General features: G+C 71.7%; 11 protein-coding genes. 3 read left to right on the forward strand and 8 right to left on the reverse strand.

The features are described from left to right. Positions 1 to 136 precede the first annotated feature (136 nt). Entirely contained in the window at positions 137 to 1,762 is a 1,626-nt protein-coding gene (locus tag PZ894_RS02040; protein ID WP_275741960.1) for a methyl-accepting chemotaxis protein, read from the forward strand. Between the two features lie 12 nt (positions 1,763 to 1,774). Here the strand turns inward: PZ894_RS02040 and PZ894_RS02045 are convergent, their stop codons facing one another. Genes PZ894_RS02045 through PZ894_RS02055 form a run of 3 tightly spaced genes read right to left on the reverse strand, consistent with a single transcriptional unit; the run spans position 1,775 to position 5,888 of the window. Continuing rightward, positions 1,775 to 3,145, reverse strand: a complete 1,371-nt coding sequence (locus PZ894_RS02045; protein ID WP_275741962.1) for a cytochrome P450 — start codon at positions 3,143 to 3,145, stop codon at positions 1,775 to 1,777. Positions 3,146 to 3,196: 51 nt separating this feature from the next. Further along, a complete protein-coding gene (locus PZ894_RS02050; protein ID WP_275741964.1) occupies positions 3,197 to 3,703 on the reverse strand; it encodes a hypothetical protein in 507 nt (168 codons plus the stop codon). Beyond that, entirely contained in the window at positions 3,696 to 5,888 is a 2,193-nt protein-coding gene (locus PZ894_RS02055) for an NADP-dependent isocitrate dehydrogenase (RefSeq protein ID WP_275741966.1), read from the reverse strand. Before PZ894_RS02055 ends, PZ894_RS02050 begins: the two co-directional genes overlap by 8 nt. 220 nt (positions 5,889 to 6,108) lie before the next feature. Here PZ894_RS02055 and PZ894_RS02060 point away from each other — a divergent pair, with 220 nt between their 5' ends. Further along, positions 6,109 to 7,164 carry an MIP family channel protein gene (locus tag PZ894_RS02060; protein WP_275741968.1) on the forward strand — a complete coding sequence of 352 codons (1,056 nt, stop codon included), beginning with the start codon at positions 6,109 to 6,111 and terminating at the stop codon, positions 7,162 to 7,164. A 6-nt stretch (positions 7,165 to 7,170) separates the two neighbouring features. Here the strand turns inward: PZ894_RS02060 and PZ894_RS02065 are convergent, their stop codons facing one another. Continuing rightward, entirely contained in the window at positions 7,171 to 7,842 is a 672-nt protein-coding gene (locus PZ894_RS02065) for a hypothetical protein (protein WP_275741970.1), read from the reverse strand. 100 nt (positions 7,843 to 7,942) lie between these two features. Here PZ894_RS02065 and PZ894_RS02070 point away from each other — a divergent pair, with 100 nt between their 5' ends. Continuing rightward, a complete protein-coding gene (locus PZ894_RS02070) occupies positions 7,943 to 8,929 on the forward strand; it encodes a malate dehydrogenase (RefSeq protein WP_275741972.1) in 987 nt (328 codons plus the stop codon). 7 nt (positions 8,930 to 8,936) lie between these two features. On the opposite strand, the gene PZ894_RS02075 is transcribed toward PZ894_RS02070, so the two are convergent. The 4 genes from PZ894_RS02075 to purN form a co-directional block, all read right to left on the reverse strand. Continuing rightward, positions 8,937 to 9,302 (reverse strand): DUF3017 domain-containing protein, encoded by a 366-nt coding sequence (locus PZ894_RS02075; protein ID WP_275741974.1) that lies wholly within the window; start codon positions 9,300 to 9,302, stop codon positions 8,937 to 8,939. Beyond that, a complete protein-coding gene (locus PZ894_RS02080) occupies positions 9,299 to 10,144 on the reverse strand; it encodes a bifunctional methylenetetrahydrofolate dehydrogenase/methenyltetrahydrofolate cyclohydrolase (protein WP_275741976.1) in 846 nt (281 codons plus the stop codon). The genes PZ894_RS02075 and PZ894_RS02080 overlap by 4 nt, the downstream gene beginning before the upstream one ends. A 111-nt stretch (positions 10,145 to 10,255) precedes the next feature. Further along, a complete protein-coding gene (gene purH, locus PZ894_RS02085) occupies positions 10,256 to 11,815 on the reverse strand; it encodes a bifunctional phosphoribosylaminoimidazolecarboxamide formyltransferase/IMP cyclohydrolase (protein WP_275741978.1) in 1,560 nt (519 codons plus the stop codon). 111 nt (positions 11,816 to 11,926) lie between these two features. Further along, the gene (gene purN, locus PZ894_RS02090) at positions 11,927 to 12,556 is read right to left on the reverse strand and encodes a phosphoribosylglycinamide formyltransferase (protein ID WP_275741980.1); all 630 of its coding nucleotides are present in this window, start codon (positions 12,554 to 12,556) and stop codon (positions 11,927 to 11,929) included. Positions 12,557 to 12,561 lie beyond the last annotated feature (5 nt).

Below are 12,561 nucleotides of genomic sequence, written 5' to 3' on the forward strand. Positions count from 1 at the left end.
GCGTACGCAGCTCTCGTCGGGTGGTCTCCAGTCTGCAACCAGCCCGCCCTCCGGAGGTATTCCTGAAGTGTTCAAGTACCTCGCGAACCGGTCGATCACAAGGTCTTGCACCCATCTTCGACGCAGAACGGCAACCATGCGCACGCTCATGCACCACCTGTCGATCGGACGGCGACTCGCGGTCGCCTTCGCCCTGATCTGCCTCCTCGTGGCGGTCGTCGCGGCCACCGGCATCAACGCGGCCCGCCAGCAGGTCGCGCTCGGCGACGACCAGCAGCGGCTCGCCGCGATGCGTGACGACGTCAAGGAGCTCCGCTTCCTGGACTCCGACGTCAGCGGCTGGCAGGGCTACATCTACTCCGAGGCGACGGCGTCCAGCCCGGCCCAGGCCGTCGAGCCGGACGCCGACAACATGTCGGGCCTGATCGAGTCGCGCGAGAACGTGTACGCCGTGCTCGACGGCATCGACACGGGCGTGATGTCCGAGGGCGAGCGCGCGGACCTCGCGACGATGCGCCAGCAGTGGGACGACTACTTCGCGGCGACCGACGCCTGGACCGAGCAGCTGCGCACGACCGCGGGTCCGGGTGACATGTACCAGGCCTTCAAGGTCCTCAACAGCGGCGCTCTCGCCACCTCGTGGGCGGCGCTCCTCGAGACGACCGACGAGCTGGTGTCCTCGGTCGACCACCGTGCGCACGCGCTGCACGAGCACGCGGACGACGTCGCGCAGCGCGCGATGGCCATCATGGTGGTCGCCGCCCTGCTCGCGCTCGGCCTCGCGATCGCCGCGGGCGTGGCCGTCACCCGGTCGATCGTGCGCCCGCTGCGCCGGTGCGTCGACGCGATCGACCGCGTCGCCGAGGGCGACCTGACCGCGTCGCCCGGCATCGAGCAGCGCGACGAGATCGGCCACCTCGCCCGGGCGTTCGACTCGACGATGGGTTCGCTGCGCGGCATCGTCTCCACGGTGGCCCAGTCGGCGACGACCGTCGCGACCGCCGCCGAGCAGATCACGGCGACCGCCGGCACGATCTCCGGGTCCGCCGAGCAGGCGTCCGCCGAGGCCCGGGTGGTCAGCACGGCCGCCGACGCGGTCTCCCACAACGTCCAGACCGTCGCCGCCGGCTCGGAGGAGATGGGCGCGTCGATCCAGGAGATCGCCCGGAGCGCCCACGACGCCGCCGGGGTCGCCACCGAGGCCGTCGAGACCGCCGGGCGCACCGGCGAGACGGTGACCCGGCTCGGCACCTCCAGCCAGGAGATCGGCAACGTGGTCAAGACGATCACTTCGATCGCCGAGCAGACCAACCTGCTCGCCCTCAACGCCACCATCGAGGCCGCCCGTGCCGGCGAGGCCGGCAAGGGCTTCGCCGTGGTCGCCAACGAGGTCAAGGAGCTGGCCCAGGAGACCGCCCGGGCGACCGACGACATCGCCCGCCGGGTCGGTGCGATCCAGTCGGACGCGGCGGGTGCCGTCGACGCGATCCACCAGATCGGTGCCGTCGTCGGCCGCATCAGCGACTCGCAGACCACGATCGCTGCCGCGGTCGAGGAGCAGACCCTCACCACCCAGGAGATGAACCGCAACGTGGGCGACGCCGCCACCGGCTCCGGGGAGATCGCGGCCACCATCGGTCGGGTCGCCGCGGCCAGCCAGGTCACCTCCCAGGGGGCGCAGGAGCTCAACGGCGCGGTCGCCGAGCTGTCGCGGATGTCCGCGGAGCTCAAGGACGTCGTGTCGACCTTCCGCTACGAGTGAGCCGGTCCGGGCCTACGCGGTGCGGACCAGGTCGATCGGCTGCCCGTCCTTCGGGAACGGCAGCGAGTGGTGGTCGAGCGGCGCGACGTACCCAGGGTCCACGCTCCAGCGGTAGCCGCGCAGCAGCCGGTGCAGGATCGCCTTGACCTCCATGCCCGCGAAGTAGAGGCCGATGCACTTGTGCACGCCCCCGCCGAACGGCTCCCAGGCGTAGCGGTGTGACTTGTCCTCGCGCCGGTCGGGTGAGAAGCGGTCGGGGTCGAACGCCATCGGGTCGGTCCAGTGCTCCTCCATCAGGTGCGACCACTGCACCCCGACCATGACGTGGGTCTCGGCGGGGATCCGATAGCCCTGGACGGCGGTCTCCTTGACGGTCTTGCGCACGAGGATCGGGACCGGCGCCCGCAGCCGCAGGGCCTCCTTCATCACGAGGTCGACCGCCTGCAGCCCCTCGAGCTCGGCGAGGGTCGGCTCCGGGCCGAGCTCGAGCGCCTCCGCGCGGCAGCGCTCCTGCCACTCCGGGTGCTGGCCGAGGTACTGCAGCATCGTGGAGGTCGTGATCGTCGACGTGTCGTGCGCGGCCATCATCAGGAAGATCATGTGGTTGACGACGTCGTCGTCGCCGAAGCGCTCGCCGTCCTCGGTCTCGATGTGGCAGAGCACGGAGAAGATGTCGTCGGTGCGCGCCGCCCGCTTCGCCGGCAGGTAGCCGCGCAGGAACTCCTCGAGCACCCTCCGACCGCGGTAGGCGCGCCCCCACCGGGTGAACGGCACGTCGGCGCGGACGATGCCGGCCGCTGCCTGGACGCAGGCGATGAACGCCTTGTTGACGCGGTCCATCTCCGCACGACTCGTGGCGTCGGCGCCGCCCATGAAGATGTCGGCCGCGATGTCGAGCGTGAGCTGCTTGAGCGCGGGGTAGGCCCTGAAGCCGGGCTCGGTGCCCCACGACGCCATGCCCTCGGCGATGGCCGGATGCATCCGCTCGGCGTACGCCGAGAGCCGGTCGCGGGTGAACGCCTCCTGCAGAATCCGCCGGTGGGCGTGGTGCTCGTCGAAGTCGAGCAGCATCAGCCCGCGGTTGAAGAAGGGGCCGACGATCCGCCCCCACGCCGGCTCGTTGGCGAACGCCTTGTCGGCGTTGCGGAGTGCCTGCTCGCACGCGTCCGGACCGAGGAGCACGACGGCGCTGTCGACGACCGCGCTGAAGGGCGAGACCGGTCCGTAGGTCTCCCACTGGTGCCGGAAGAGCGCGACCGGGTCCCGGGCGTACTCGAAGATCCGGCCGACGACCGGCAGGCCCCGATCGCTGCGCAGCTGCTCGGGCACCTCCTTGAGGGGAGCCGCGGAGGTCGCGGTCGGAGGTGTCGCGTGGTCCGTCATCGTGACCTCCTGCGATCGGCAGTCCGTGCCCTGCCACCCTCGCACGAGGGGTCACGGAAGGACAGTGACCTCCGACTGCACGACGGCCACGTCGCCCTCGCCGGGGAGGCACGGCTCGCCGGCGTACTGCGCCGCGGACTGGAAGGTCCCCGACGCCTGGAGGGCGGCGCCGTCCCGGGCGACCAGCTCGTCGGCCCCGTCGTAGAGGCGCACGTTGCCGGCGCCGTCGAGGCGGCCGTAGAACCCGGCCGGCCACACCGGGAAGACCTTCTCGCCGGTGCCGGTCTCGAGGTAGACGCAGTGCCGCTCGTCGACCGAGAGCGTGCCGCGGATCGTCTCGGTGCCCTCCTCCTGGCCGGAGATCCATCCCGACGTGGGCACCCTGATCGCCGACGCCTGGGTGTCGGAGCCCTGCGAGACCAGCGACACGATGCCGAAGGCCGCCGCCGCGATCACGACCACGACGCCGGCCATGAGCACCATGCCCCGGCGTCCCAGCGCCGGCCGCTGGTCCCAGTGGGCCTGGCCGGGGTGGACCTCGTCCTGGATGTCAGGCAAGGGAAGCCAGCGCCTCGTTGAGCGTCGCCGAGGGGCGCATCACCGCGTCGGCCTTGGCGTCGTCGGGCCGGTAGTAGCCCCCGATGTCGGCCGGCGAGCCCTGCACCGCGATCAGCTCGTCCACGATCGTCTGCTCGTTCGCGGCGAGCGTGTCCGCCAGCGGCTTGAAGACGGCAGCGAGGTCGGCGTCGTCGGTCTGCTGCGCGAGCTCCTGGGCCCAGAAGAGCGCGAGGTAGAAGTGCGAGCCGCGGTTGTCGATGCCGCCCAGCCGCCGGGTCGGGGACTTGTCCTCGTTGAGGAAGGTGCCGGTCGCCCGGTCGAGGGTTTCCGCGAGCACCGTCGCGGCCGGGGTGCCGGCCTGCTCGGCGTACAGCTCCAGCGAGGGCACCAGCGCGAAGAACTCGCCCAGGCTGTCCCAGCGCAGGTAGTTCTCCTTGACCAGTTGCTGCACGTGCTTGGGCGCCGAGCCTCCCGCGCCGGTCTCGAAGAGGCCGCCGCCGTTCATCAGCGGGACGACGGAGAGCATCTTCGCCGAGGTGCCGAGCTCGAGGATCGGGAAGAGGTCGGTGTTGTAGTCGCGCAGCACGTTGCCGGTCACCGAGATGGTGTCCTCGCCCCGGCGGATGCGCTCCAGCGAGTACGCCGTGGCCTCGGCCGGGGACATGATCTCGATGGTCAGGCCGGTCGTGTCGTGCTCGGGCAGGTACTCGTCGACCTTCGCGATCAGGTTCGCGTCGTGGGCCCGGGTCCGGTCGAGCCAGAAGACGGCCGGGGCGCCGGTGGCGCGGGCCCGCGCGACGGCGAGCTTGACCCAGTCGCGGATCGGGGCGTCCTTGGTCTGGCACGCACGCCAGATGTCGCCCGGCTGCACGTCGTGCTCGATGAGCACGTCGCCGGCGGCGTTGACGACCTGGACCTGTCCGGCGGCCGGGACCTCGAAGGTCTTGTCGTGGGAGCCGTACTCCTCGGCGGCCTGGGCCATCAGGCCCACGTTGGGCACCGAGCCCATGGTGGCCGGGTCGAAGGCGCCGTGGGCGCGGCAGTCGTCGATGACGGTCTGGTAGACGCCTGCGTAGGACGAGTCCGGGATCACCGCGAGGGTGTCGGCCTCGTCGCCGTCGGGACCCCACATGTGGCCGCTGGTGCGGATCATCGCCGGCATCGACGCGTCGATGATGACGTCGGAGGGGACGTGCAGGTTGGTGATGCCGCGGTCGGAGTCGACCATCGCCATCTTCGGTCCCTCGGCCAGGCCGGCCTCGACGGCCGCCTTGATGGCCCCGCCCTCCGGCAGCTTCTCGGCCGCCGTGAGCAGCCCACCCAGCCCGTCGTTGGGCGAGATGCCCGCGGCAGCCAGCGGTGCGCCGTACTGCTCGAAGAGCGTCGGGAAGAACGCCTGGACGACGTGACCGAAGATGATCGGGTCGGAGACCTTCATCATCGTGGCCTTGAGGTGCACCGAGAACAGCACGTCCTCGGCCTTGGCGCGGGCGATCTGCTCGGTGAGGAAGCGGCGCAGCGCGGCGACGTCCATGAACGTGCCGTCGACGACCTCGCCGGCGAGCACCCCGATGCCGTCCTTGAGCACCATCTCGGTGCCGTCGGCGCCGACGTGCTTGATGGTCAGGGTGTCGTCGGCCGGGACGACGACCGACTTCTCGTTGGAGCGGAAGTCGTGCTGGCCCATGGTCGCGACGTTGGTCTTGGAGTCGGAGCTCCAGGCGCCCATCCGGTGGGGGTGGGTCTTCGCGTAGTTCTTGACCGAGGCGGGCGCGCGGCGGTCGGAGTTGCCCTCGCGCAGGACCGGGTTGACGGCCGAGCCCTTGACCTTGTCGTAGGTGGCCCGGGTCTCCTTCTCCTCGTCGGTCGAGGGGCTCTCCGGGTAGTCGGGGATCGCGTGGCCCTGCTCCTGCAGCTCCTTGATCGCGGCCTTGAGCTGCGGCACCGAGGCGGAGATGTTCGGGAGCTTGATGATGTTGGCCTCGGGCGTCTTGGCGAGGTCGCCGAGCTCGGCCAGCGCGTCGTCGACGATCCCGAAAGCGCCGAGGATCCGGCCGCTCAGCGAGATGTCGCGGGTGTCGATGTCGACGCCCGCCCGGCCGGCGTACGCCTGCACGATCGGGAGGAAGGAGTACGTCGCGAGCAGCGGCGCCTCGTCCGTGTGCGTGTAGATGATCTTGGCCATGAGGGTTCTGCGTCTCCTGTGCTGGACGGCGTAGGGCTGGACGGCGTAGGGCCGGACGGCGTGGCGCTGAGCGGGGCCCGAAACTTCCTTGACGTCAAGATACCTGACGGGGTCGACCCGTCCACCTTTGCACCCGGTTCGGGTGAGGTCTACCGAGGGGTGGGCGTGGGTAAGGTGCTGTCGCCGCGCCCGCGGGGGGCGCCACGAGGGAGCAGATGCCATGTCCGAGCCCACCATCCAGCAGAAGCTGACCGCCGAGGTCATCGGGACGTTCGTGCTCGTGTTCTTCGGCTGCGGATCCGTCGTGGTCTACGGCACCGCGCAGGCCGCGAACGACGGCCGGCTGCTGCCGTCGACCGTCACCACGGTCGGCCTCACCTTCGGCGTCGCCGTCATGGTGATGGTCTACGCCTTCGGACGGGTCTCCGGTGGCCACTTCAACCCGGCGGTGTCCGTCGGCGCCGGAGTCGGTGGCCGGATGGCCTGGCGCGAGGTGGGCTTCTACATCCTCGCCCAGCTCGTCGGTGCCGTCCTCGGCGCTCTGCTGCTCTTCCTGCTGCTGCAGGGCTTCGACAACTTCGACGCCGAGGGCAACATGGGCCAGAACGCCTTCGGCGACGTCGGCAGCGGGTACGCCGGCTGGGCGGCGTTCCTGCTCGAGCTCGTCCTGACCGCGGTCTTCGTGACCGTGATCCTGGCCGTGACTGACGAGCGCAACGAGCACCCGGCCCTCGCCCCGCTCGCGATCGGCTTCACGCTCGCGGCCATCCACTTCGTCGCGATCCCCGCCACCGGCACCTCGGTCAACCCCGCCCGCTCGATCGGCCCCGCGCTCTTCGCCGGCGCCGACGCCATCGAGCAGCTGTGGCTGTTCATCCTCGCCCCACTGATCGGTGCGGCGGTCGCGGGCCTCGCCTACCCGCTGCTCTTCGGTCGCGTCGGCGAGGTCGTCGCGGGCTCCGGGCTCCGGTTCGGCCGGCCACGCACGGCGGCGCAGGCCCCCGGGTACGCCGCGCCCGACCAGTACCAGCAGCAGTGGAACCAGGAGCCGGCGGTCGCCGAGCCGATCGTCCAGGACGGCTGGCAGTGGGACCCGGTCGGCCAGCAGTGGCACCCGGTGGGCTCGACGCCGGAGCAGTGGCGCGCCCAGCAGGAGGCGGAGCAGGCCGCTGCCGCCGAGGAGGCCAGCGCCGCGGAGCGGGCGCCCGAGTCGAGCGAGTGGCCCGAGGGCGACCCGGGCGACGGCGGCACCCAGATCCGGCCGCCGCACGCGTGAGGTCGCTCAGCCGCTGACCGTCGCGAGGCGGAGCACCCGGCCGGTGCCGTCCTCCTCGACCAGGCCGGTGCCGCGCGCCCAGTAGCGCTGCCGCGCGCCCGGCTCGCGCTCCGAGGTCTCGAGGGTCGCGACGAGGTCGTCGTACGAGCCGGCGGGGACCGTGACCGTCTCGTCGACGGCGGTCACGGTGACGACGTCCTCGACGACACCGGGCAGATACGCCGTACGGAAGCCGTCGCCGACGCGCGGACGGTCGGGCATGGCGAGCCCCGCCTCGGCGCCATCCGTCCCGGCCTCCCACTCCCCGTCGCGGCCGAACCACCAGACGTTGCCCTGGTCGTCCTGGGCGAACCAGTCCGTCGTGGTCTGCCCGCGCTCGGTCGTCACGCGCGCCGTGGTGTCGACGCCGGCGACCTGCGGACCGTCGGCCACCGTCATGGTGAGCCGGTGGACGCCGCGGGCGTCGACGACCTGGTAGATCCAGGTGCGGCCGGGCGGCAGCGGCAGCCACGCGTTGTCGACCCCGGCGACGAAGTCGTCGGGGTCGGGGCTCGGCGTCGGGATGACCAGCTGGTCGACGCCGCTCGGCGGACTCGGGTCCGACGCCGTGCCGCAGCCGGCGAGAGCGGCCGCGACGACGGTGACGAACGCCACGATCCTGGGCGCCCGCACGGTCATGGACCCCAGCATCGCAGGGGGGCCGGGCGCTGCTAGCGTCGGGAGCCGGAAATCCCACCTTCCTCGTCCACCCTCGTCCACGTGTGCCAAGGAGTCCGTCGTGAGCTCAACCCCGTTGAAGGTCGCCGTCACCGGCGCCGCCGGCCAGATCGGCTACAGCCTGCTGTTCCGCCTCGCGAGCGGCTCGCTCCTGGGCGACCGCCCGATCGAGCTGCGGCTGCTCGAGATCACGCCGGCCCTCAAGGCGCTCGAGGGTGTCGTGATGGAGCTCGACGACTGCGCGTTCCCGAACCTCGCCGGCGTCGAGATCGGCGACGACGCGGAGACGATCTTCGACGGCGCGAACCTGGCCCTGCTGGTCGGCGCCCGTCCGCGCACGGCGGGCATGGAGCGCGGCGACCTGCTGTCGGCCAACGGCGCGATCTTCACCGCGCAGGGCAAGGCGCTCAACAAGGTCGCCGCCGACGACATCCGCGTCGGGGTCACCGGCAACCCGGCCAACACCAACGCGCTGATCGCGATGACCAACGCGCCCGACATCCCGCGCGAGCGGTTCTCCGCGCTGACCCGCCTCGACCACAACCGCGCGATCTCGCAGCTGGCCGCCAGGACGGGCGCGGCCGTCACCGACATCAAGAAGATGACGATCTGGGGCAACCACTCCGCCACGCAGTACCCCGACATCTTCCACGCCGAGATCGCCGGCAAGAACGCCGCCGAGGCCGTGGACGACCAGGCCTGGATCGAGGACACCTTCATCCCCACCGTCGCCAAGCGCGGTGCGGCGATCATCGAGGCCCGCGGCTCCTCGTCGGCCGCCTCGGCCGCCTCGGCCACCGTCGACGCCGCGCGCGACTGGCTGCTCGGCTCGGCCGCGGGCGACTGGGTCTCGATGGCCGTCGTCTCGGACGGCTCCTACGGCGTGCCCGAGGGCCTGATCTCGTCGTTCCCCGTCACCACGAAGGACGGCGACTGGGAGATCGTCCAGGGTCTCGAGATCGACGACTTCTCCCGGGCCCGGATCGACGCCTCCACCGCGGAGCTCGCCGAGGAGCGCGAGGCCGTCACGGAGCTCGGCCTCATCTGACCGTCGTCTACAGCGGCTGGTCGGGGATCGAGCCGGCCAGGAAGATGAGCGCGGCGCCGGTGCCGACGAGGAGCGTGCAGTCCCACCACCGGGCGCGCACGGCGAGCATGCCGGCGTCCTTGGCCGGCAGCACGGCGCGGATGACGGCGGCGATGATCAACGCACCCCCGAACCAGCGGATGCCGGCGCGCCACTCCCCCGTCGTCACGACCCCGATCGCGATCGCCACGACGGCCAGCACGGCCAGGTAGAACGCGCCTCCGATGGTCGAGGGGTAGCGCCGGGGCTCTCCGTCCCCGGTGTCCTCCGCGGACGCGGGCTCCTCCTCGTCGGGCTCGTGCGACTGCCCGAGCGGCTGCTCCGGGTCGCTCACGACGCCTGACGCTCGGCTGCGGCCACGATGTTGGAGAGCAGCATCGCGCGGGTCATCGGGCCGACGCCCCCGGGGTTCGGTGAAACCCAGGCGGCGACGTCCCAGACGTCGTCGGCGACGTCGCCGGCGATCTTGCCGTCGACGCGGGAGACACCGACGTCGAGTACGGCGGCGCCCGGCCGCACCATGTCGGCCGTGATGATCCCCGGCACACCGGCAGCGGCCACGACGACGTCGGCGTTGCGGGTGTGGGCGGCGAGGTCGCGGGTGCCGGTGTGGCACAGCGTGACGGTGGAGTTCTCGCTGCGGCGGGTGAGCAGCAGCCCCAGCGGGCGGCCGACCGTGATGCCGCGGCCCACGACGACCACCTCCGCACCCTTCAGCTCCACACCGTGCCGACGCAGCAGCTCGATGCAGCCGATCGGGGTGCACGGCAACGGACCCGGCTCGCCGAGCACGAGCCTGCCGAGGTTCGTGGGGTGCAGGCCGTCGACGTCCTTGTCGGGGTCGACACGGGAGAGCAGCCGGAACTCGTCGAGCCCGGTCGGCTGCTGGACGAGGAAGCCGGTGCACGCCGGGTCGGCGTTCAGCCGGTCGATCTCGGCCTCGACCTCAGCCTGGGTCGCCGTCGCGGGCAGGTCGACCCGGATCGACTCGATGCCGATCTCGGCGCAGTCCTTGTGCTTGGCGCCGACGTACCAGTGCGAGCCCGGGTCGTCGCCGACGAGCACGGTGCCGAGCCCCGGCACCACGCCGCGCTCGCGCAGCTTGGCCACCCGCTCGGTGAGCTCGGCCTTGATCGCCTTGAGCGTGGCGGAGCCGTCCAGCTTCTGTGCGGTCACGTCCTGCATCCTTTCATTGCCCAGCGCGGCAGGTGTTCAGCGAGTTGACGGGTTTCGACACGCTCCGTCGCTGCTCAACCACCGACGATCGGGTCCGCTCCGCGTCCCCGATCAGTGGAAGAAGTGCCGCGTGCCGGTGAAGTACATCGTGATCCCGGCCTTGGCGCACGCCTCGATCGTCAGCTCGTCGCGCACCGAGCCGCCGGGCTGCACGATCGCGGCGACACCGGCGTCGATGAGGATCTGCGGACCGTCGTCGAACGGGAAGAACGCGTCCGAGGCCGCGACCGACCCGGCGGCCCGCTCCCCCGCCCGCTCGACGGCGAGCCTGCAGGAGTCGACGCGGTTGACCTGTCCCATGCCGACGCCGACGGACGCGCCGTCCTTCGCCAGCAGGATCGCGTTGGACTTCACCGACCGACTCGCCTTCCAGGCGAAGGCCAGGTCGGCCAGCACCTCGGACGAGGCGGCCTCTCCGGTCGCGAGCGTCCAGGACGCGGGGTCGTCACCGGGGGCGTCGACGTAGTCCCGCTGCTGCATCAGCAGGCCGCCGGAGACCGGGCGCATCTCGACCTCGCCGCGACCCAGCGGCTCGCAGACCAGGATCCGGATGTTCTTCTTGCCCTGGAGCGCCTCGACGGCGCCTTCGTCGTACGCCGGCGCGACGATGACCTCGGTGAACACCTCGGCCACCTGGCGCGCCATCTCCACCGACACCGGCCGGTTGACCGCGATCACGCCGCCGAACGCGGAGACCGGGTCGCACTCGTGGGCCCTGCGGTGCGCCTCGGCGACGTCGGCGCCGACGGCGATCCCGCAGGGGTTCGCGTGCTTGATGATCGCGACGGCCGGCTCGTCGAAGCCGTACGCCGCTCGCCGGGCCGCGTCGGCGTCCACGTAGTTGTTGTAGGACATCTCCTTGCCGTGCAGCTGCTCGGCCTGCGCGAGCCCGGTGCCGAACCCGTTGAGATAGAGAGCGGCCGGCTGGTGCGGGTTCTCGCCGTAGCGCAGCGCGGTCGACTTGTCCCAGGTGCCACCCACCCACGCGGGGAACCCCTCGCCGTCTGAGGTGTCGGTCAGCACGTTGCCCATCCACGACGCGACGGCGACGTCGTACGTCGCGGTGTGCACGAACGCCTCGGCGGCGAGCCGCTGCCGCTGGGCGAGCGTGAAGCCGCCCGCGGCGACCGCCTCGAGCACGGCCGGGTAGCTGGCGGGCGAGGTGACGATCGCGACCGAGGGGTGGTTCTTGGCGGCCGCGCGGACCATCGACGGGCCACCGATGTCGATCTGCTCGACACACTCGTCGGGGGTCGCACCGGACGCGACGGCCTGCACGAAGGGGTAGAGGTTCGACACGACCAGGTCGAAGGGCTCGACGCCGAGCTCGGCGAGCTGCTCGACGTGGGAGTCGAGGCGGCGGTCGGCCAGGATGCCGGCGTGCACCCTCGGGTGCAGCGTCTTGACGCGGCCGTCGAGGCACTCGGGGAAGCCGGTGAGGTCCTCGACCTTCGTGACCGGCAGGCCGAGCCCGCCGATCAGCGCGGCGGAGCCGCCGGTCGACACGAGCTCGACGCCGGCGTCGTGGAGACCGCGGACCAGGTCCTCGAGGCCGGACTTGTCGTAGACGGAGACGAGGGCGCGCTTGATCGGGATGCGGTGATCGGACACGGACACTCCTGCGAAGCGTTGGAACGGACAGCTGGAAGCACCCAGGCGGACGATGCTCCCGACGTCACTCCCCGGTGGTTGCCCACCTGCGCCAGTCGTGTGATCCCGAGACTAGTCGACCAGCCCGCCGAAGCGGACGCGGCGTCCCTCGACCACGAAGCCCTCCCGCGCCATCCGCCCGACCGAGTCGACGAGCATGGTCCGCTCGGCCACCTTGATCCGCTCGTGGAGCGTCTCCTCGGTGTCGCCGTCGACGACCTCGACGGCGGCCTGCGCGACGATCGGTCCGGTGTCGATGCCCGGGTCGACGACGAAGAGCGTCGCGCCGGTGACCTTCACGCCGTACGCCAGCGCGTCGGCCGGGCCGCGCATGCCGGGGAACGACGGCGACAGCGCCGGATGGGTGTTGACCACCTTCCCGCCGTACAACGCGAGGAACGTGCTGCCGAGGAGCTTCATGAAGCCCGCGGAGACGATGATGTCGGGGTCGTACGCCGCGACCGCGCCGGCCAGCGCCGCGTCCCACTCCTCCCGGGAGTCGAAGTCCTTGACCTGCAGCGCGAACGTCGGGACGCCGGCCCGTTCCGCACGCGCCAGGCCCTCGATGCCGTGACGATCGGCGCCGACGGCGACCACGCGCGCGCCGTACGCCGGGTCCGCGCACGCGTCGAGGAGCGCCTGGAGGTTGGTGCCGCTCCCGGACACGAGGACGACCAGGGCAGCGGGCTCGGTGTGCGACACGCGAG

It is taken from the genome of Nocardioides sp. YIM 152315, assembly GCF_029210375.1.
In the GTDB taxonomy this organism is placed as follows: Bacteria; Actinomycetota; Actinomycetes; order Propionibacteriales; family Nocardioidaceae; genus Nocardioides.

What these genes read in the sequence shown, in the direction of transcription:
- PZ894_RS02045 (WP_275741962.1), bottom strand. Translation starts at nt 3,145, where the DNA reads ATGACGGACCACGCGACACCTCCGACCGCGACCTCCGCGGCTCCCCTC.
- PZ894_RS02060 (WP_275741968.1), top strand. Translation starts at nt 6,109, where the DNA reads ATGTCCGAGCCCACCATCCAGCAGAAGCTGACCGCCGAGGTCATCGGG.
- PZ894_RS02055 (WP_275741966.1), bottom strand. Translation starts at nt 5,888, where the DNA reads ATGGCCAAGATCATCTACACGCACACGGACGAGGCGCCGCTGCTCGCG.
- PZ894_RS02040 (WP_275741960.1), top strand. Translation starts at nt 137, where the DNA reads ATGCGCACGCTCATGCACCACCTGTCGATCGGACGGCGACTCGCGGTC.
- PZ894_RS02065 (WP_275741970.1), bottom strand. Translation starts at nt 7,842, where the DNA reads ATGACCGTGCGGGCGCCCAGGATCGTGGCGTTCGTCACCGTCGTCGCG.